A 19,911-nucleotide genomic window follows, 5' to 3' on the forward strand; every position below is an offset into this window, starting at 1 on the left:
TCACTCCTGTGGTCGTGGGCCACGATCGCCCCGCCGTCTCCCGCCGGGCTCGATCGCCGTGGTCACACCCTCTCCCGGCCGACCAACGGCCCACCTCCGTGGCGACCACGGAAACCACCACGGAGAACGCACGGAGAACGCCACGGAGAACGCCACGCAGAACGCCACGGAGACCGATGCGGAGACCGATGGGGAGGCCGATGCGAAGACGATGCGTAGCACCAGCACGGAGACCGCCCCGGAAAACCGGTACGGCGACCGTCGGAGGGGACCGGATAATGAGGCGGTGTCCAGTCCAGAGGTCTCGGCTCGGGAAGCCGAAGTGCTCACGCTGCTCGGAGAGCACCTCAGCAACGCGGAGATCTCCGCGCGGCTGTTCATCTCCGTCCGCACGGTCGAGTCACACGTCTCCGCCCTGCTGCGCAAGCTCGACGAGCCGGACCGCCGGGCACTCTCCCGGCGCGCGGCCGAACTCGCCCGCCCCGACCGGCCGCGTACGCCACCCGCCCTCCCCGTACCGCTGACCGCGTTCATCGGCCGGGTACGGGAACGCGCGGAGCTGGCCGAGGCGGTGAAGACCCGCCGGCAGGTGACCGCGGTCGGCCCGGGCGGCGTGGGCAAGACCAGGCTCGCGCTGGCCGTGGCGGCGGAGACGGCCGACGAGTTCGCCGACGGCGTCTGGTTCGTCGACCTGGCCCCGGTCACCGACCCCGGGCGCGTGGGAGCGGCGATCGCGGCGGCCGTGGGGACGGGCGAACAGCCCGGGCGCGGTGTCGACGAGTCGCTGCTCGCCGCACTGGCGGACCGCCAGGCGCTGCTGGTCCTGGACAACTGTGAGCAGATACGGGACGGGGTGGCGCCGTTCCTGGAACGGCTGCTGGTCGCCTGCCCGAGGCTGCGCGTGCTCGCGACGAGCCGGGCCCGGCTGATGGTGCCGTTCGAATGGGTCTTCCCGGTGCCACCGCTGTCCTGGGACGGCGGCGCCGAGTCGGAGGCCGTGACCCTGTTCCTGGAGCGGGCGGCGGCGGTCGGCCTGCCACCGGATCCGGCGGTACGTGACCGGATCGCGGCCATCTGTGAACGCCTCGACGGCATGGCCCTGGCCATCGAGCTGGCTGCGGCCCGGTGGCCCACCCTCGGACTCGACGGGCTCACGGCAGGCCTCTCCGACCAGCTGCGGATCCTCGCGGGTGGCCCCCGCGCGGACGACCGCCACCGGTCGGTGCGGGCGGCACTGGACTGGAGCCACGCCCTGCTGGAGCCGCGCGACCGGGCGCTGCTGCGCCGGATCTCGGTGTTCGTCATGCCGTTCACGGCCGGGGCCGCCACCGATGTCGCCGGGTTCGCGCCGCTGGATCCGGCCGCGGTCGCCGACGGGCTCGGCAGGCTCGCCGAACAGAGCCTGCTCACCGCGATACCGTCCGCCACCGGCACCCGCTACCAGGCGCTGGAGACCATCCGCCAGTACGGCACGGAGCGGCTCGCCGAAGCCGATGAGCTGACGGACGTCCGATCCCGCCACCTGGACTGGTGCCTGGCCGGGGCGACGGGCCTCACGGGAGCCGAAGGCGAGGACCGGCGCGCGCGGTTCGACGCGGTGGCCGACGACCTCCGAGCGGCCCTCGCCCGGTCCGCCGACCGGCCGGAACAGCGGACGCGAGCCCACCGGCTCGCCCTCACGCTGGCCGAACTGACCTTCACCCGCAATCAGCTGGCCGAGTCCCAGCAACGCTACGAACAGGCGGCCGCACTCGCCGACGCCGCCGCCCGGGTCGCCGGTGCGGCCGGTGCCGCGACCGGCCCTGGCGCCGGTGCCGCGGCGCTGCGGGAGGCCGCCGGCGTGGCCGGCTGCCGCAGGCTCGGTGACGACATGTTCCGCCTGCACCTGGCCGCGGCGGAGGCCGCCCGCCGAGCCGGTGACACCGCCGCCGCGGCCCGCGACCTGGCGGCGGCCGCCACCGTCGCGTACCGCTTCTCCAGCGAGTTCAAGCGGATCCCGGCCGTGGGCGAGGTGACGGCCCTGCTCACAGCGGCCCGAGAGCTCTCCGGCGCCGTCGGCCCGTCGACCGCTTCGCCTGCCGAGGCGCCTGCCGTTCCACCTGCCCTCGTGCCCCCTGACACCTCTGCCGCCCCGGCCCTCGACCCGGCCACCGCGGCGGCCGTAGCCCTGGCTGAAGCCGCGGTGGTCGCGGATGCCTACGGCGCGGTTCAGGGAGACGCGGACAACACCGCGCACGAGACGGTCGGCCACGCCGAGCGAGCCGTCGAGCTCGCCCGCCGGGCGGGCGACCCGGTGGCCGAGTCCGCCGCCCTCGACGCGCTGTCCGGCGCGCGGACCTGGGCCGGTGATCCCTTCGGCGCGGCGGCCGCCGCCCGGCGTCGTATCGACGTCCTGGCTCCGCTGCCACACACCCCCGCCGTGACGCACGAGCGGATGGACGCCCTCGCCATGGCCGCCGGAACCGCCCTGGGCGTGGGCGCGTTGCCGCAGGCCCGCCGATGGGGCGGACAACTCGCCGGCCACCCGCTGTTCGCCGAGGTGGAACACCACGCCTCGTCCTGGCTCCTGGTCGCGGACGCGTTCGCCGGCCGCGCCGACGACGTACTCACCGGCAGCGCCCGCTTCCTCGACGCGTGGCAGCGCGGCGGCCGCCGGCGGTCGTTCTCGCTGGGCCCGGCCGCGGCGTCCGTCGCCATGATCCACGGCCTGCGCGGCGACCACGACGCCCGGGCGGCCTGGCTCGATGTCGTCGAGCAGGCGGGCACGGCGGCGGAACACCACCACGGCTACGGCGCCGTCTTCGACGCCATGGTCCTCCTCCACCACGGTGACCCGGACGCGGCCCTGGAACGCGTCGCACCGGAACCGGAGCAGGTGTGGAAGTGGGTCTCCTGGATCTGGCTGCACTGGTACGTGGCTCTCCGTGCCGAGGCTTCCGTCCTCGCCGGCCACCCCGAAGCCCAAGGCCGCCTCGACTCCGCCCGGCGCATGGTCACCGGAAACCCCGTCGCCACCGCCCAACTGGACCGGGCGCAGGCCCTCCTGGACGGTGACCTGCCCGCCCAACTCGCCGCCGCGTCGGCCTTAGACGCGGCCGGTTGCCCCTACCAGTCGGCCCGCACCCTCCTCCTCGCCGGCGACGGCCACGCCTTCACCGGCACGGCGGCCCTCGTCGACCTCGGCCTCGCTCCCACGTCGGGGTGAACACACCCGCGCCACGTCCCCCTTCGGCGGGCCCGGCCGGTGCGAGGCGTCAGCGGCCCCTGCGCACCCGCGCCGCCGCCCGCGCTTCCGCCGCCTTGCGGGCCTCGGCGGCCTTGCGGGACTCCTTCGCGGGGCGGCCCGTGCGGTTGCCGAGGCCGCGGAAGGGGGCGTTGCCGCTGGTGGACTTCGTCCCGGTCGGCGGGCGTTTCGCCCCGGTGATGGCGGTCAGCTTCTCCTCGCCGGAACGTACCTGTGTCACCGTCGGGCGGATCCCGGCGTCGGACATCAGCCGGTTCACGTCGCGCCGCTGGTCGGGGGTGACCAGCGTGACCACGTTCCCGGACTCCCCGGCGCGCGCGGTGCGCCCGCCCCGGTGCAGGTAGGCCTTGGCGTCGGCAGGCGGGTCGACGTTGACGACGAGGTCGAGCGCGTCGATGTGAATGCCCCGCGCCGCCACGTCGGTGGCCACCAGCACGCTGATCTCACCGTCCTTGAACTGACCGAGCGTATGCGTGCGTTGAGGCTGCGACTTCCCACTGTGCAGGGCCCCGGCCCGTACGCCGCTGGCCCGCAGATGACGAGTGAACCGGTCCACCCCGGCCTTGGTGTCCAGGAACATCAGCACCCGGCCGTCCCGCGCGGCGATCTCGGTCGCGGTCGCGTACTTGTCGGCGGGGTGGATGTTCAGCACATGGTGTTCCATCGTGGCGACCGACCCGGCGACCCGGTCGACCGAGGCGAGAACCGGATCGTGCAGATAGGTGCGCACCAACTGGTCGACGTCCCGGTCGAGCGTGGCCGAGAACAGCAGCCGCTGCCCGTCGGAGCGGACCTGGTCCAGGATCTCCGAGACCTGCGGCAGGAACCCCAGGTCGCACATCTGGTCCGCCTCGTCCAGCACCGTGATCCGCACCTGGTCCAGGTGGCAGTCCCGGCGCGACACCAGATCGGCCAACCGCCCCGGCGTCGCGACGACCACCTCGACGCCGGTCCTCAGCAGCGCCGACTGCTTGTTGATCGACAGCCCGCCGACCACCGTCGCCAGCCGCACCTTCAGCGTCCGCGCGTACGGCTCCAGCGCGTCGCTCACCTGCTGCGCGAGTTCCCGGGTGGGAACCAGGACCAGCGCGAGGGGCCGCTTGGAGGCCGCTCGCAGGCCGGCCGTCCGGACGAGCAGCGCGAGCCCGAACGCCAGCGTCTTGCCCGAGCCGGTCCGCGCCCGGCCGAGGACATCACGGCCCGTCAGCGCGCCCGGGAGGGTCGCCGCCTGGATCGGGAAGGGCTCCGTCACCCCGAGGCCCGTCATCGTCTCCAGCAACTCCGGCGGCAGGCCGAGTACGTCGAAGGACTCGGCCGGCGGCTTCGCGTTCATGGGGAACCTTTCGTGTCTGGTCGCCCGGAACGCGCCGGGGCCCGTACCGATCGGTACGGGCCCCGGCGGTGCGAAGCGTGCCCCCATTTTACCAGTGGGCGCCCGGACGCCCGTCGGCTAGAAGTTGCCGTAGTTGACCTGCCAGGTCGGCAGCCCCATGCGGCGCCACACGGCGACGACCCGGTCGCGGTCGTCGAGGGAGACCCGTACGGCGAAGCGGTGGCGCACATGCCGGTCGAAGAGCTCGGCCTTCACCACGTCGTCGCGGCGGTGGTCGCCGACGGCCCGCATCCAAAGCTCGTCGTACGGGACCTCGTGCGCACGCAGCCACGACTCTGTCCGGCCTCGGTGCTCCTCACCCCGGCCGGAGAGCAGGACGACGACATCGCCGTCGGCGCTCCGGAAGGAGCGCAGTGCCCCGCGCACCGACACGTTGAGCAGGTCCTCCTCGCAGCGCGTGAAGTCGTAGGCGCCCCGATCGCCCCGGAGGGCGAGCGTGCCGTCGATGTCGCACATGACCGCAGAGGGAAGCGCCGGGTCGGCCGTGTAGGGCTCGACGGAGGGCTCGTCGTTCAGCCACTCCGCGGTGAGCCGCCAGCCGCCCTTGCGGGACTTCGTGTGCTTGTCGGCGAGGATCCGGATGATCTCCTCACCGACGGGCCTCTCCCGTTCGGCGTCGCGCCGTACGCACTCCTCCACCGGTACGTCGGTGAAGTCGTGCACGACGAAGGTGGCCTGCCCCGCCACCGCCGCCTTCAGCCGCTTCGGTATGTGCGGCGTCATGTGCGTGTTGTCCACGACGACGTCGAAACCACCGTCGACGGCCGCCCGCACCGCCGCGTCCTGGATCGCCAGCACGGTCTGCTCGTGCGCGTACGACCGGCCGCGCTCGGACCCCTCGGGCACCGGGATGTCGAGCATCGCCCGCAGATCGTCGAGGTTGACCCGGCGCATCCGGCCCTCGGACTCAGCCTGCAGCCTGCGCGCGGCGGTCGTCTTCCCCGAGGCGGGCAGCCCCGTCATGACGTGTACCACGGGCACGGTCAGTCCTCCTCGTCGGTCTTGAACGGGTCGGACGCCTCCGGCCGGGTGGAACGGTACGTCACGAGTTCGGTCGGGCGCCCGTCCAGGCGCAGGAACATGGCCGGACGCACGGCGGCGTCGGGCAGTTCCCGCACCGCGCGGGCGAAGGCCGCCCGGTCGCCGGCGAGATGCGCGAGCGACCGAAACGCCTCGTCGATCGCCTGCTCACGGTCCGCCACCTGCTTCTCGATCCCCGCGACGACACCGCGCACCCAGGCGTCGAACTCGTCGGGCACCTGCTCCAGCAGCGCGTCCAGAGGGCGGCCACCGGAGGTGACGACGTCTCCGGCCGAGCAGTTCAGCGCCTGGGCCACCTGCTTGGCGGGCAGACCCGCGAAGCGCTGGATGCCGTGACCGCGCCAGATGTCCCGCTCGGTGACACCGGTGAGCACCTTGTGGAGCCGCACGTACTCGGCGAACTTGGCCTTGGCCCGTACACCCGAGGCGAAGCGCAGCACGAAGCCCTCCGCGTCGGTGCCGGTGGCCGCCACGCCATCGGGCAGCCGGTTGCCCTCGGTCATCGCCAGCAGCTCGTCGAGCGGCACGGCGGGCCGGACGGTGACGACCGAGCCGATGCCGCCCCAGCCGACCGCGGCCTCCGCCAGGGCGACTTCGGTGCCGTCCTTGGCGAACGCGGCCAGCAGCACCACGTCACGACGGTCGCCGTAGTCCACGACGATCCGGTTCTCCGGGTACAGGATCTCGGCCAGGTACGTCACCCCGGGCACGAGCCCGGAGGTGTCCTTCCCGTCGAGCAGCCGCTGCGCCCAGGTGGCCTGGACGCTGACGAACGACCCCTTGGACGCGACCCGCCACCGGCCGGCGTAGTGGAAGATCACCGCCAGGCTGCCGTCGACCTTGTCGTACACCTCGAACGGCTCGTCCGGGAGGCTGGGGGCGTACGGCTGACCGGCCTCGTGCTCACCGACGTTGAAGAACTTCGGCAGCGGAAGCGCGACGATCTCCCCGGTACCGTCGTCGGCCACGAGACCGCGGCAGCGCGTGGTCACCCGGTTCCACACCCGCTCGTACTGGCATGTCCTCGTGTACGTGTAGATGGACAGCGGCAGTTCCGGGTGCGGCTTGCGCGTGACGTGCCCCGCGTCGAGCGCCGCCGCCAACTCATGCGGCGGCAGCAGCTCATGAAGAGTCAGGTAGGCCTGGCTCATGTGTTCCTCCCCTTGCTGGTCCCTGATTGTCACGCGCGGGAGGTCCTGCGCACACCGGATTTTTCGCGGGGCCCGAGAGAAGAGGAACAGGTCACAGCACACGCCGGCCATGGTCCGCCTGCGCGAGGGCCCCGGCCCGGCCGGCGATCGACCCGCCTTCGCATCCGCCCTGTGGATCTTTCGCAGTCGGTGAGGCCCCCTCCCTACGATAGGAATGCGCGAGGGCACCGCCCTCGCCGCTCCACAGGCGCAGGGTCGACCGGAAGGCACGCACGACATGACAGAGCCGAGCGACCGCTGGGCGGAACTGACGGGTGGACAAGCCGGAGAGGAGTACGCGCGACGGTTCGCGCGGCTCGCTGAATCGGGCCACGACGTCCACGGCGAGGCCGCCTTCTGCGCCGCGCTGCTGGAACCCGCCTCCCGGGTCCTCGATGCCGGCTGCGGCACCGGACGGGTCGCGATCCGGCTCGCCGAGCTGGGCCACCACTGCACGGGCGTGGACGTCGACCGCTCCATGCTCGCCGTCGCCCACCGCGACGCCCCCGCACTCGAATGGCTCCACGGGGACCTGGCCCACCTGGACAGCCTCCCGCTGGAACCCGGCTTCGACCTGGCGCTCGCCGCCGGAAACGTCATCCCCCTGCTGGCCCCCGGCACCGAAGCGGCGGTCGTCCGGCAACTGGCCGCCGTACTGCGTCCCGGCGGACTGCTGATCACCGGCATGGGACTGGACGCGGAACACCTGCCGCTGCCGGAACCGACAGTGACACTGCCGGATTTCGACCACTGGTGCGCACAGACCGGACTGACCTTGCGGCAGCGCTTCGCCACATGGGGCGGCGACCCCTACCGCGCGGGCTGCGGCTACGCCGTCAGCGTGCACTCCCTCTCACAGGGCCGTCCTGCCACCCCCCGCTGACACCCCTGGCCTGCCGTTCCAGGAATTCGATCAGCTTGGTTTCGCTCCGTACGAGGCGTTCCCGTAGGTCGTCGGGCAGCGAGGCCAGCGGATCGACGAGGACCTCCTCGCGCGGAACGCGCACCATCGAACCGCAGTAGATCCGGCAGCCGGAACACCACGCGAGCCCGACGCAGCGCTCGAACATGGCGGACTCGGGCGGATGGAAGCGGTACGTGTACGAGCGGACAGGCGTCCCGCAGACGGCGCAGATCCGCCGCTCTCCGTCGGCGACCGTGTCCCAGGTACTTACCTTCCGCCAGGGCTGCCAGCCGTTCCGTTCTCTTCAAGTGCTCGTCATGCCCACGATTCTCTCCCCTGGAGTGGCGCGACTGCTCCCGCACTCCCCCTCATACCGCCCCTGGCCAGCGATTTCCAGGGTGGAGGACAACAGGTCACCCACTTCGGGTCACCGAACCACCAGCTGGGAGTCCCCGATGAACCTCATCCCCCTCGTTCAGCGGGAGTTGCCCCCACGGCTGCCCGCCCGGTCATTCACCCGGGAGCGGCGCATGCGATAGGGATGGAACGCCGCGTCCGAGGTCAGCAGCAGGAGGTTCAGTGCACGCGTACCAGCAGCAGTCCGGCCCGCATCAGGGACGGAACGAGGGCCGGCCGGGCCCGGCTCGGTACGCCGCGCCCGCTCACGCGGCGATCGCGACCCTGCAGCGCGCCGCCGGCAACGCGGCGGTGGCCCATGCCCTGCACGGGCAGGGAGCGACCGTCCAACGCATGTTGCGGCGCAACAACTTCAGCAACGCGACCCGAACGGCGATGCCGGTCGCGCAGGGACAGCACCGCAGGCACATCGTCTCGCACCACACGATGAAGGACGCGCTGCAGAGCTGGTGGACGGAGAACGGCGCGACCACGGCGGGGAACAACACCCAGCTCAACTCCCGCCAGGACGTACAGGCCCTGCTGGACGGCATGAACAACAACCAGAGCAACCTCTGGGCCGGGAACGGCGCCGCGAACAGCGCAATCGGCATGCTGGCCCACCACATGCCGGAGGCGATCGAGGAGATCTCGCAGCAACGCCTCTCCGGACAGGCCGCGTTCGACGTCGTCGCCCAGTACTCCGGTTTCCAGCAGGGCACGCAGCAGCAGCTCGCCGACCCGATCCTGGAGGTGGTCAAGAGTCTGACCAACCCCCGGGAGGTCGTGCGGTACCTCAGGGAGGTACAGCTGAACGCCGACCTCGACCTCCCGGGCGGGAACCCCCAGCAGTCCGTGATGATCTGGCAGGACCTGCGGGGAAGGTTCGAGCGCCTCCAGAACGACCCGGGCGGCCACACCGAGGCTCAGGTACTCGCCCTCTGCCAGGCCTTCATGAACATGCCCGCCCCGGTGTGACCGAGGAGAGCCTCGACATCCGCGTCGAGTCCGACCGCGCACGGGACGACGAGGGCACCGTGAAGGCGGCCGTCAGTCACCGGTGAGCGCGGCCTGCTGCGTGCTCTGCCGGGACAGCGCGAGGCGCGGCCAGTCGTGGATGTCGCGCTGCATCTGGCGGTCGTGCGTGGCGACGACGACGGCCGCGTCGGTGGCACGCAGGGCGTCGGTGAGCTCGTCGACGAGAGCGATGGACAGATGGTTGGTCGGTTCGTCGAGCAGCAGGACGTGCGGCCGGGCGGCGAGCGCCAGGGCGAGATCGAGACGGCGTTGCTGTCCCATCGACAGTTCCGCCACCGGCTTGTCGGCGTCACGAGGGGCGAGCAGCCCCAGCGCGCCGAGCCCCACGACCTCGCCCTCCCCGAGGACTCCGGCGGTCACCAGCCGCGCGGTGTGCGCCTCGTAGAGGTCACGGGCCCGTCGGCGGCGCGTCGCGTGCGGCGACTCCTGCCCCAGAAGGCGCAGGCGCAGGCTGTGCGAGCGGTGCACCCGGCCCGCGGTCGGCGCGACCTCCCCGGCGAGGACGGACAAGAGCGTGGACTTGCCGGCCCCGTTCGGTCCGGTGACGGCCAGCCGGTCGCCGGACGTCACCGCCAGCGAGGTCGACCGGTGCAGCCGTCCTCGGACGTTCACCTCGTCCGCGCGCAGCAGCACGACACCGGACCTGGCGGGGAGTTCGGGCATGAGGAAACGGCGGGGCGGTTCGGGCGCGGTGACCTTGTGGCGTTCCAGGTCGTCCTGGCGGCGGTGCACCGAACGGACCAGCGCGCCGGCCCGGGTGGCGCGCTGGTGTTTGGCGGTGCCCTTGTCCGGGCGCCATCCGGTGCTCAGCCGGTTCTGCGCCTCCGACAGGGCCTGCTGGAGACGGGCCTGTTCGGTCCGCTGCTGCTCGTACTCCGTCTCCCACCGGACCCGCTCGGCCTCCCGGCCTTCGCGGTAGCCGGCGTATCCGCCGCAGTGGACATGGGGACGCCCGTCGTGGGTGGGATCGAGGTCGAGGATCGTGGTGGCCACGTCGGACAGCAGCGCCCGGTCGTGGCTGACGACGACCGCCCCTCCGGGATGGGCGCGCAGCCTGGCGGTGAGGTACTCCAGCCCCGTCAGATCCAGGTGGTTGGTCGGCTCGTCCAGCAGCAGGAAGTCGTACTCGGCACCCAGCAGACAGGCCAGCCGGATGCGGTAGCGCTGGCCGACGGAGAGCGTGGCGAGGGGGCGGGTACGGTCGCTGACGGCGCCGAGACCGGCGAGGGCGACATCGACACGGCGGTCGGCGTCCCAGGCGTCCAAAGTCTGCGCCGCCTCCAGGGCGTCGGCGTACTCCTGTGCGGCGCCGGGCCGCTCCTCGGCCAGGGCCTGGGAGGCGGCGTCCAACTGGCGGAGGGCCGCGCGGGCGTCGGCGAGGTGCTCGTCGATGACGTCGCCGACCGTGCGCTCGTCCTCCGCCGGCATCTCCTGCTCGGCCAGGGCCAGGGTGCCCACGCGGTGTACCTCCCCCTCGTCGGGGGCCAGGGTGCCGGCCAGGACGTGCAGCAGCGTCGACTTGCCGCGTCCGTTCTCGCCGACGACGCCCCAGCGCGATCGCGGGGACACGTTCACGTCGACGTCGTGCAGCACGGTGCGCCCACCACGGTCGACGCGGACACCGGCGCAGGTCAGTTGAGCCCGGGCGCGGGCAGGCAAGGCAAGGGCAGTCACGTTCTCTTCCTCCGGAAGGAGGCACACGTCACCCGGGAATCCCGGATTCACAGGGAGTGTGCCCAGCTCTGACGAACGGCCCCATCCGGCAGAGAGCGGTGGGCCGTGGGCGAACTCCGGCTCCCGGCCCCTCACCCACGTGAGGAGCGGAGCCGCGAGGCCCGGTCAGAGGTAGAAGACGTAACTCATGCGACAAACCTAGCAATCGCTCACTCGAACGGCTCGCGAATTAAACGCTTGAGGTCGTACGACGGCGGACGACTGGTCGGGGCGCGGGCGCGGTGGTGAGCGCCTTGAGGTCGAACGTGGCGTCGGCGGCCTCCTCCTGCCCGGGGGAGTGGCTGAGCGCGACGAGTCTGCGGGCTGTCATGTGGTCTCCGGGCCGGTGGCCGCCGAGCCGTGACCGCTCAGGTCTGCGCTTCCGGAACCCGTACGACGATGTCGGCGGCCCCCTCCGAGACGCCCAGCTGACAGCTGAGCCTGCTGCCGGCTTCGCGGGGCTTGGCCGTGCAGTCGAGGAGTTCGTCCTCGTCGTCGGTCACGGGGGAGAAGGGGCTCGGGGTGTCCTCGTCGAGGTCGACGTAGACGTGGCAGGTCGCGCACATCAGGTTGCCGCCGCACTCGGCGACGATGCCGCGTACCCCGCCCGCGACTGCGCCGCGCATGACGGTCGTGCCGGGGGCCAGGTCGAGGACGGTCTCGGTGCCGTCGGGCTGGGCGTAGGTGATTTTCGGCATGATCGGGCTTCCTCTGGTCGTCGGGGCGTGAGGAACGGGCGTTCCAGCTGTACGCGGGGGTGCGAGGTCAGGCGTTCCAGGTGGCGTCGAGCCGGAGCGGGCCCCGGAAGACCCACCCCTCGAAGGGCACGTCCTCGCCGGTGAGGCGCAGGCCGGGCAGGGCGTCGAAGAGGCTCGGCAGGGCGACCCGGGCGACGGCGGCCCGGGAGACCCAGGTCCCGAGGCAGAAGTGCGGGCCGCCGCCGAAGGCCACGTGGCCGGTCTCGGCGCGGTGGATGTCGAAGCGTTCGGGGTGGTCGAAGACCCGTTCGTCGTGGTTGCCGGAGGCGATGACGACGCCCAGCTTGTCGCCGGGCTCCAGGACCCGTCCGGCGAGTTCGGTGCGGCAGGCCACCCGGCGCGGATACATACCGATGGGGGAGACCCAGCGGACGGCTTCCTCGAACACCCGCTTCCACAGGGCGGGGTCGGCCTCGACGTCGCGCCGCTGATCGTCATGCGTCAGCAGGGCGTACGCGGCGGTGGCGACGGAGTCGCGGGGCTCGTTGAGGCCGCCGCCGAGGAAGACCCGGACGTTGGTGCGGATCTCGTCCTCGGTCAGCGGGGCGTCGGCGTGCAGCATGGCCGAGATCACCGAGGGATCGGGCTCGCGGCGCAGGGCGGGCAGGATCTCGTCCATCGCCGTGTCGAGGTCGGCGACCGCGCGGGCGCAGCGGGCCCAGATCTCCGGGTCCTCGCCGTAGTTCCCGCCGGCGTCGATGATCGCCTGCGACCACCGCTGCATCTCGTCCTCGCCGACCCCGCGCAGGCCCAGCAGCGCGGCGAGGTTGCGGGCCGCGAGCGGTCCGGCGAACTCGGCGACGAGATCGCCCGACCCCCGTCCGGCGAGCCCCACCAGCAGATCCTCGGTGTTGCGCCGGAACACCGGAAGCCAGTGCTCCTTGACGACCCGGGGCCGCAGCGGTGGCTCGGCGGCCCGGCGCAGCCGTTGGTGGGCGGCACCGTCCTGCCGCAGCAGGGTCTCCCCGATCGACCTCGTCATCAGGGAGGGGTTCTCCGCCGACAGGAAGATCTCGGGGTTCCGTTCGATGTGCGTGATGTCCGCGTGCCGGGTGACCAGATGGCGCCCCGCTTCCGGCACCCACGCCACGGGGTCGTGCTCCCGGAGATACCGGTAGGAAGGATAGGGGTCCTGCCGTAGCCGGCTCAGACCGATGCGCTCGGCAGGTTGACTGACGGTCGTCCCCATCGACGGTGTCCTTTCTGGACTGCCTCTGTCACGCTGCCGACTGTGACCGACGGGAAGAGCCCTGTTAAGCCCACGGAAACGCGGTTTTCCTGATGCGGTTCCTCGGAAATTCCATGCTTCGATCTCTCTGGCTTTCGCCCCCCCCGTCGCTATCGTTAGCGCAGATGCTGCCAGAGCCGGCCGGGCGGCCTCGCCGCAGCCCCGTCGTCTCCGTCAACCATTCTCCGAGGCGGCCGCGCGCAGGCGGTGGATCACCCGGCGCACGGCCGGCGAGGTCTCCTCGCGGCGATGCACACCGACCAGCCGGGTGGTGAGCGGCACATCGGCGAGCGGCCGGTGAACGACACCGGGCATCCGCACACAACGCACCGAGTCCGGTACGAGGGCGACACCGAGGCCCCCGCCGACGAGGGTGAGGGCGGCGACGAAGTCCTTGACGGGTGGCGCGAGCCGGGGCGGGAAACCCCCGGCCCGCGCCACCTGGTTGATCTGGTCGCGGAAGTCGTGCTCCTCGTCGAAGTGGGGCACCACGAACCGCTCCTCGGCCAGCTCGGCGGCGGGCACGGCCTCCAGCCCGCTCAGCCGGTGCTCCTCCGGCAGGGCGAGCACCATCGCCTCCGTCAACAGACAGACCGCCGTCAGCTCAGGCGGATACTCCGGCCGCCACCGCAGAAAACCCACATCGATCCGGCCCGAGTCGAGCGCCTCCAGCTGCGCCGGGGTCTCCATCTCCCGCACCCGTACCGTCACGTCCCGCTCATGCCGCCCGCAGTCGGCGAGCACACGGGTCAGTACGCCGGAGAAGGCGGCGGAGGCGACGTACGCGATCTCGGCCTCGCCGAGCTCGCCCCGGCCCGCCCGGCGGCCCACGGCCTCGGCCTTCGCGACCTGCGCCAGAGTCAGCCGGGCCTCGGTCAGGAAGAGCTCGCCCGCGCCGGTCAGCCGGATCCGGGAGCGGCGGCCGCGGTCGACGAGCCGCACGCCCAGATCCGTCTCCAAGGCCTTGATCTGGGCGCTCAGCGCCGACGGGGCCAGATACAGCCGGTCGGCGGCGTGCCCGAAGTGCAGATCCTCGGCGACCGCCACGAACGACGTCAGCCAGCGCAGTTCCACCGTGGACCCCTAGCGTCCGCAGAAACCCGTGTCCCGATCCTTGTCTTCACGACAACCGCACTCTACGTCAAGGCCATGCATCTATGCTAACGATAGCACTGGCAACATCATGCTCCACTACGTTTTCCGCCCCTGAGCCGCCCCCGGAACCACGACGACCGCGCCGTCAGCTCCCGCAGGGCGGCCGGTACTCCCACTGCGGGAAGTGCTGACGCCATTCTGCCCGGGTGATCGCCGGGAAGACCGTGGCGCAGATCCGGGAGGCGACGCGTTCGATGCCGGGGTCCCACAGCAGGCCGGTCCAGTCCTCGCTGCCGGTGGCGAGCGTGCGGCCGTCGGGGCTGAAGGCGAGGGCGTCCACCGGCTTGGTGTGGCCGGTCAGGAACACCGGTTCCCGGACGTCGCCGCCGGCTGTCAGACCGTACAGCCGCACCTTGTCGTCGGCGCTGGCGGCGGCCAGCGTGCGGCCGCCCGGGGCGAAGGCGACGGACATGACGCCGTCGGCGTAGCCGTCGAGGCGGTCGAGACCGAGCGGGTCGCGGGGGTCGGTGACGTTCCACAGCCGTACGGTGCGGTCCTCGCTGCCGGTGGCCAGGGTGCCGCCGTCGGGGGAGAAAGCGACCGACTTCACCGCGCCTGTGTGGCCGGTGAGGGCCGACAGACGGGCCGGCTGCTCTCGGCGGGTGACGTTCCAGAGGGTGGCCGTGCGGTTCCGGCTGGCCACGGCGAGGGTCCGGCCGTCGGGGGCGAACGCCACGGAGTCCACGGGGCCGCGTCCCGGCAGGACGGACAGCGGGCGGGGGAGACGACGGGGGAGATGTACGTCCGTCGTGTTCCACAGGCGTACGGTGCCCTGCTCGCCGCCCGTGGCCAGGGTGCGGCCGTCGGGGCTGAACGCCAGCGAGTTGACGTGGCCGATCCGGCCGGGAACGGTACGCGGCGAGCGAAGACTTCGAGGTCCGTCGAGAGCCCACAGGCGCAGGGTGCCGTCGGCGCTGGCGCTGGCCAGGGTGCGGCCGTCGGGGCTGAAGGCGACCGAGTTGACGGGACCCGTGTGGCCGACGAGCGGGGGGAGTTCGCGTGGGCGGCTCCGGTCCGCGAGGTTCCACAGGCGTACGGTGCGGTCGTAGCTCGCGGTGGCCAGCAGCCGGCCGTCGGGACTGAAGGCGACGGAGTAGACCGAGCTGGTGTGGCCGGTCAGCGCCGGGCCGGGCAGATCCCACAGACGGGTGCTCTGGTCCTCGCTGCCGCTGGCCAGCGTGCGGCCCCCGGAGCCGAAGGCCAGCGATCGGACGCTGCCGGTGTGTCCCGTGAGCACCGCCGCTTCCCGCGCGGAACCGAAACCGGTCACATCCCACCGGCGTACGGTGCCGTCGGTCCCGCCGGTGGCCAGTTGCCGTCCGTCGGAGCTGAAGGCGACGGCGTTGACCGCGTCGGTGTGCGTGGTGAGCGTCTGCGTCTCGCGCGGCCGGCGCGGCTGGGCCACGTCCCACAGCCGTACGGTGAAGTCGGCGCCACCGGTGGCCAGTCGGCGTCCGTCCGGGGTGAACGCCGCCGTGTTCACCTGGCCCGTGTGGCCGTCCTGACCGGCGGAGGCCGACAAACGTCGCAGGTGCCCACCCGACGCGGCCAGCTCCCACAGCCGCACCGTCCCGTCACCATGGCCCGTGGACAGCGTCCGCCCGTCCCGGTGGAACGCCACCGCGGTGACGTCGGCACCCGCGTCCAGGGTGGCGAGGCCGCGCGGTCGGCCGGGATCCGACAGCCGCCACACCCGGATCCCGGTGCGAGCGGCGGTCACGAGGGTACGTCCACCGGGCCCGAACCCCACCCCGACGACCGGACCGGCGCCGACCGGCAGCCGCGCCGCGAGCCGGGGCCGCCGTACGTCGCCGATGTCCCACAGCGACACCGACCCGTCCTCGCCTCCCGCCGCCAGCAGCCGCCCGTCGGGAGCGACCGCGATCGTGCGCACCGAACCGCCGAGGGGGGCCAACGTGACCGGTTCGGCCGGCCGGTGAGGGTCGGGGACGCGCCACAACCGCACGCTCCGATCGGCGTCGCCGGTGACCAGGACGCGACCGTCGGCGCTGAACGCGACCGCGGTGACGGCGCCCGGCCCGCCCGTCAGCTGAGTGGCGTACGGGGTGGCGAAGGCGCTGAGCAGACTGCCGCGCGCCTCGGGGGTGGGCGACAGGCGGTAGGCGGCCAGGCTCAGTTGGGCGGCCAGGGCGGGGTTGACCGTGCGCAGCGCCGCGGCCCGTTCGGCGGCACGCTGGGAACCGGCGACGTCTCGCTGCTGGTCCGCCGCCCGCTGCGCCCGTACGGCGAGGGCCGCGGTCGTGGTGGTCAGCACGAGCAGGACGCTCAGCAGCGCCACGCCCAGGTGCCGGAACCGGGCCCGCCGCCGCACCGCCGACTGTTCCGCGGCCTCGGCGGCCAGACCGGCGTCGAGGAACTCCCGCTCCGCCACGGCCAGCGTCGTGCGGTCGAGCCCGGCGGCCAGGGCGAGACGGGTGCCGCGGTACAGCGCGCCGGGCTCCCGCCCCAGCGCTTCCCAGGCCTGGGCCGCGTCGGTGAGCCGGCGCGCGGTCCGGGTCGCCTCGCGGTCCTCGGTCAGCCAGCCGTGCAGGCGGGGCCAGCATCGGATCAGCGCCTCGTGGGCCAGTTCCACCCGCTCGCGGTCCAGCGTCAGGAGCCGAGCGCCCGCCGCCAGATCCAGTACGGCACGGATCTCGCCGTCGTCGGCGCCGGCCAGCCCGTGCAGTTCCGCCAGCCGGACGGGCCGCCGGGTGTCCTCCGTCCCGTCGCCCAGCGCGGTCAGCCGTACAAACACCTGCCGGGCCAGTCGCCGCCGCCCCGCGTCCAACTCCTGGTAGAACTCCTCGGCGGTGCGGGCGAGGGCGCCCTCCAGTCCGCCCGCAGCCTCGAACGCGTCCAGCGTCAGCGCGTTGCCCCGCCGTCGCCGCCAGGTCTGCAGCAGCGCGTGCGACAGCAGTGGCAGCACGCCTGCCTGACCGTGCGCCTGCGCGACGAGCGTCGCCAGCAGCGCGCCCTCGACGGTCAGTCCGGCCCGCTGAGCGGGCCGCACCACCGCGCGGCGCAACTCGTCCAGGCTCATCGGCCCGACGGGCACCTGCCCGTCGCGCATCGCCTCCACCAGAAGCGCGTGGTGCGTGCAGTGCGCGTAGAAGTCGGCCCGCGCCCCGAGCGCGACCCGACATCGGCCGCCGGCGTCCGAGGCGGCGGAGACGAGGGCCTCGACGAAGCGGTCCCGCTCGGCGGCGTCCCGGCAGAGCGTGAAGGTCTCCTCGAACTGGTCGACGACCAGCACGAGTTCGTTGTCGTGGGGGTGAGCGGGGGCTTGGGCGGTGATCTGGCGCACCACACGCCCCAGGTTCTCCGGATCCCTCCTCAACTCCTCGTACAGGGCACCCGGCGTGAGGCCGGCCATCGCCCCCAGCCGCACCGCGCACTCCTCCAACGGCCGTGCCCCCGGCGTCAGTACGACCACCGTCGTACGTGCCGCCTCCCTCAGCCGCGGCACCAACCCGGCCCGGAGCAGCGAGGACTTGCCCGACCCGGAGGCCCCGATCACCACCACGAACCGCTGCCGATCCAGCCGCCCGACCAGCTCCTCCAGCAACCGCTCCCGGCCGAAGAACCACTCGGAGTCCTGTTCCCGAAAGGACCGCAACCCCGCGTACGGCGGAAGCGGCCCGACCTCCTCCCCGGCCGCGGCAACCGCCTCCCCCTCCTCCCCGAGGAGCTCCTCGGCCTCCCGCCAGCGCTCCCGCCACTCCTCGACGTCCCCGTCGCAGGCGCGCACGTACGCGAGCGTCACCGCCAGTGTCGGCAGCCGCTGCCCGGACGCGGCGGAGGACAGGGTCGAGATCGAGTAGTGCGCCTGCTCCGCGAGTCGCCGGTACGGCGGGTTCCCGGCCTTCCGCCTCAACTGCCGTAATCCTGCGGCGAATTCGACTAACGGACCGTCCCCCGAGTCAAGCGGCCTCTCCCTGCGCGGCATCGCCGCACCTCCCCGATGGTCTCCGCAGCTCCCCGTGGCTCCCCGTTCCCCCGTGCCACCACCAGCACTGCGGGTTCATATTTTTCAGGAGTTGTTTCTTCGGCACCAGTGACCGAACGGGGACAATGCGCAAGCCGCTACCCCTGATGCGGACGGCGCCGCGTGCGCGCGGCCGCACGACGACTCCCCGTCGGATCTCCCCCCACGGAGCCCGCGAACCTGCCGGCTACGGCGTGCCGTTCCAGAGGGCACCCGTGGCCCCGCCACGCGTGGCCCCTGGTTGTTGTGGTGCCACCGCGATGGACGACGATCACCGCCGCGAGGCCGACGGCCAGGCCGAGGGCGGTGTGCGGACCGAACGGTTCACCGAACATGAGGGCACCCCAGACCGCCGTGACCGGTGCCATGAGGAACATGAGCGTGTTGACCTCGGTCACTCCGGAGCGCCGCAGGATGAGCCAGTACAGCCCGTACCCGCCGAAGGTCGACAGGGCCACGAGCCAGGTGATCGCGATCCAGAACGAGGCCTCGGCGGGCGGCTTCGCGCGCCCGGCACCCACCGCGAGCAGCGTGAAGACGACGGCACTCGTGGCGCAGTGGACGGTCATCGACACCGCGGGCGAGACCCGCGTGCGGGAGCGGCTTTCGAGGAACGTGGCCGCCACCAGCGAGAACATGCCGAGGAAGGGGATCGCATAGGCCCACCAGGCCACTCCGGTGCCGGCCGCCGCATCGGCCAAGGTGACGATGGCGACGCCGCTCACGCCCAGACACAGGCCGATCCACTGCTCGCGCGAGACGTACTGACGGAGCAACGGTCCGGCGAGCGCCCCGGCGACGAGGGGCTGGACGCCGTCGATCAGGGCTGTGGTGCCGCTGGAGACCCCGAGCTGGATCGCGTAGTACACGGTGAGCAGATAGCCGCTCTGCGACAGCGCACCGATCATGACCTGCCGTGCCACATCCCGCACCGTGAGGCCTCGCCACAACGCCCGGGAGACGACGGCGACGACGAGCAGGATGACGGCCAGCGGCAGGAACCGCCACATCAGGATCGTGGGCGCGGACGCACTGCCCGCGCCGAGCTTGGCCCCGATGAACCCGGAACTCCAGCAGAGCACGAAGGCGGTCGAGAGCAGGAAGTTCACGTCACACCTCCACTAGACCGATCTGTATACCCATGACCCCACTATACAGATCGGTATACTCTCGGAGCATGGGCACCAGCGAGAAGCCGCGACGGATCACGATGACGCCTGCCGCACGGCGCGTCCTGGAGGCCGCCTCGCGGCTGTTCTACGAGCGGGGCATCCATGCCGTCGGGGTGGACCTGATCGCCGCCGAGGCCGGGGTGACGAAGAAGACCCTCTACGACCGGTTCGGTTCCAAGGAACAGATCGTCGTGGAGTACCTCGCGGCCCGCGACGAACGCTGGCGGACCTTCCTCGCCCAGCGGCTCGACGCCGAACAGCCGACGCCGACGGCGCGCGTCCTGGCCGTCTTCGACGCCTCACACGCCTGGTCGGCGGAGAACAGTCCCAAAGGATGCGCCATGGTCAACGCCCACGCCGAGATCAGCGATCCGTCCCACCCGGCCCACCCGATCATCACCGGGCAGAAGCAGTGGATGCTCGCCCTCTTCACCGACCTCGCCAGGGACATCACCCCCGACGGGGCCGACCACCTGGGCCGGACGCTCCTCCTGCTTCACGAAGGAGCACTCGTAGGCCACGGCCTGAACATCTTCGCGGACCCCCTCGGCCACGCCCGCGAGCAGGCGCGGGCCCTCCTCGCGGCCACCGGACACGGAAGCACCCGTCCCCTGTCCCAGGAGACCCGGACATGACGGCGGAGACCGATGATCGGACCTGTCGCGCGCATGTCCCGACGGGCAGGTTCGTAGCG

The 19,911-nt window shown here is 72.4% G+C and carries 14 protein-coding genes; 4 read left to right on the forward strand and 10 right to left on the reverse strand.

The features are described 5' to 3' along the window. Positions 1 to 286: 286 nt before the first annotated feature. A complete protein-coding gene (locus ACWD26_RS36220; RefSeq protein ID WP_451276630.1) occupies positions 287 to 3,205 on the forward strand; it encodes an ATP-binding protein in 2,919 nt (972 codons plus the stop codon). A 49-nt stretch (positions 3,206 to 3,254) separates the two neighbouring features. Here ACWD26_RS36220 and ACWD26_RS36225 read toward each other — a convergent pair whose 3' ends face one another. The 3 genes from ACWD26_RS36225 to ACWD26_RS36235 all read right to left on the reverse strand — a co-directional run bounded on the left by ACWD26_RS36225 (position 3,255) and on the right by ACWD26_RS36235 (position 6,829). Next, on the reverse strand, positions 3,255 to 4,577 hold the full coding sequence (locus tag ACWD26_RS36225) for a DEAD/DEAH box helicase (RefSeq protein ID WP_451276632.1): 1,323 nt from the start codon (positions 4,575 to 4,577) through the stop codon (positions 3,255 to 3,257). A gap of 117 nt (positions 4,578 to 4,694) precedes the next feature. Then, entirely contained in the window at positions 4,695 to 5,618 is a 924-nt protein-coding gene (locus ACWD26_RS36230; protein WP_451276634.1) for a phosphatase domain-containing protein, read from the reverse strand. A 2-nt stretch (positions 5,619 to 5,620) separates the two neighbouring features. Beyond that, the gene (locus ACWD26_RS36235; protein WP_451276636.1) at positions 5,621 to 6,829 is read right to left on the reverse strand and encodes a T4 RnlA family RNA ligase; all 1,209 of its coding nucleotides are present in this window, start codon (positions 6,827 to 6,829) and stop codon (positions 5,621 to 5,623) included. A gap of 277 nt (positions 6,830 to 7,106) precedes the next feature. Between ACWD26_RS36235 and ACWD26_RS36240 the strand changes: the two genes are divergently transcribed. Both ACWD26_RS36240 and ACWD26_RS36245 read left to right on the forward strand, forming a co-directional pair. Beyond that, on the forward strand, positions 7,107 to 7,751 hold the full coding sequence (locus ACWD26_RS36240) for a class I SAM-dependent methyltransferase (RefSeq protein ID WP_451276638.1): 645 nt from the start codon (positions 7,107 to 7,109) through the stop codon (positions 7,749 to 7,751). A gap of 600 nt (positions 7,752 to 8,351) precedes the next feature. Further along, the gene (locus ACWD26_RS36245) at positions 8,352 to 9,146 is read left to right on the forward strand and encodes a hypothetical protein (RefSeq protein ID WP_451276640.1); all 795 of its coding nucleotides are present in this window, start codon (positions 8,352 to 8,354) and stop codon (positions 9,144 to 9,146) included. A gap of 72 nt (positions 9,147 to 9,218) precedes the next feature. Here the strand turns inward: ACWD26_RS36245 and ACWD26_RS36250 are convergent, their stop codons facing one another. From ACWD26_RS36250 to ACWD26_RS36280, 7 genes are all read right to left on the reverse strand, one after another. After that, positions 9,219 to 10,880 carry an ABC-F family ATP-binding cassette domain-containing protein gene (locus ACWD26_RS36250; protein ID WP_451276641.1) on the reverse strand — a complete coding sequence of 554 codons (1,662 nt, stop codon included), beginning with the start codon at positions 10,878 to 10,880 and terminating at the stop codon, positions 9,219 to 9,221. Between the two features lie 229 nt (positions 10,881 to 11,109). Continuing rightward, entirely contained in the window at positions 11,110 to 11,250 is a 141-nt protein-coding gene (locus ACWD26_RS36255) for a hypothetical protein (protein WP_451276643.1), read from the reverse strand. A gap of 37 nt (positions 11,251 to 11,287) precedes the next feature. Continuing rightward, positions 11,288 to 11,617 carry a 2Fe-2S iron-sulfur cluster-binding protein gene (locus ACWD26_RS36260; RefSeq protein ID WP_451276645.1) on the reverse strand — a complete coding sequence of 110 codons (330 nt, stop codon included), beginning with the start codon at positions 11,615 to 11,617 and terminating at the stop codon, positions 11,288 to 11,290. Between the two features lie 67 nt (positions 11,618 to 11,684). After that, positions 11,685 to 12,866, reverse strand: a complete 1,182-nt coding sequence (locus ACWD26_RS36265; RefSeq protein ID WP_451276647.1) for a cytochrome P450 — start codon at positions 12,864 to 12,866, stop codon at positions 11,685 to 11,687. Between the two features lie 213 nt (positions 12,867 to 13,079). Further along, positions 13,080 to 13,979: a LysR family transcriptional regulator gene (locus tag ACWD26_RS36270; protein ID WP_451276649.1), complete on the reverse strand. Its 900-nt coding sequence runs from the start codon at positions 13,977 to 13,979 to the stop codon at positions 13,080 to 13,082. Positions 13,980 to 14,145: 166 nt separating this feature from the next. After that, complete coding sequence (locus ACWD26_RS36275; RefSeq protein ID WP_451276651.1) at positions 14,146 to 17,934, reverse strand: nSTAND1 domain-containing NTPase; 3,789 nt, start codon at positions 17,932 to 17,934, stop codon at positions 14,146 to 14,148. 209 nt (positions 17,935 to 18,143) lie between these two features. Beyond that, positions 18,144 to 19,154 (reverse strand): DMT family transporter, encoded by a 1,011-nt coding sequence (locus tag ACWD26_RS36280; protein WP_451276653.1) that lies wholly within the window; start codon positions 19,152 to 19,154, stop codon positions 18,144 to 18,146. Between the two features lie 68 nt (positions 19,155 to 19,222). On the opposite strand from ACWD26_RS36280, the gene ACWD26_RS36285 reads away from it, so the two are divergent. Continuing rightward, positions 19,223 to 19,852 (forward strand): TetR/AcrR family transcriptional regulator, encoded by a 630-nt coding sequence (locus ACWD26_RS36285; protein ID WP_451276655.1) that lies wholly within the window; start codon positions 19,223 to 19,225, stop codon positions 19,850 to 19,852. The last annotated feature ends 59 nt before the right edge of the window (positions 19,853 to 19,911 follow it).

It is taken from the genome of Streptomyces sp. NPDC002787 (assembly GCF_053592095.1).

What these genes read in the sequence shown, in the direction of transcription:
- ACWD26_RS36255 (WP_451276643.1), bottom strand. Translation starts at nt 11,250, where the DNA reads ATGACAGCCCGCAGACTCGTCGCGCTCAGCCACTCCCCCGGGCAGGAG.
- ACWD26_RS36260 (WP_451276645.1), bottom strand. Translation starts at nt 11,617, where the DNA reads ATGCCGAAAATCACCTACGCCCAGCCCGACGGCACCGAGACCGTCCTC.
- ACWD26_RS36285 (WP_451276655.1), top strand. Translation starts at nt 19,223, where the DNA reads ATGGGCACCAGCGAGAAGCCGCGACGGATCACGATGACGCCTGCCGCA.
- ACWD26_RS36235 (WP_451276636.1), bottom strand. Translation starts at nt 6,829, where the DNA reads ATGAGCCAGGCCTACCTGACTCTTCATGAGCTGCTGCCGCCGCATGAG.
- ACWD26_RS36225 (WP_451276632.1), bottom strand. Translation starts at nt 4,577, where the DNA reads ATGAACGCGAAGCCGCCGGCCGAGTCCTTCGACGTACTCGGCCTGCCG.
- ACWD26_RS36240 (WP_451276638.1), top strand. Translation starts at nt 7,107, where the DNA reads ATGACAGAGCCGAGCGACCGCTGGGCGGAACTGACGGGTGGACAAGCC.
- ACWD26_RS36265 (WP_451276647.1), bottom strand. Translation starts at nt 12,866, where the DNA reads ATGGGGACGACCGTCAGTCAACCTGCCGAGCGCATCGGTCTGAGCCGG.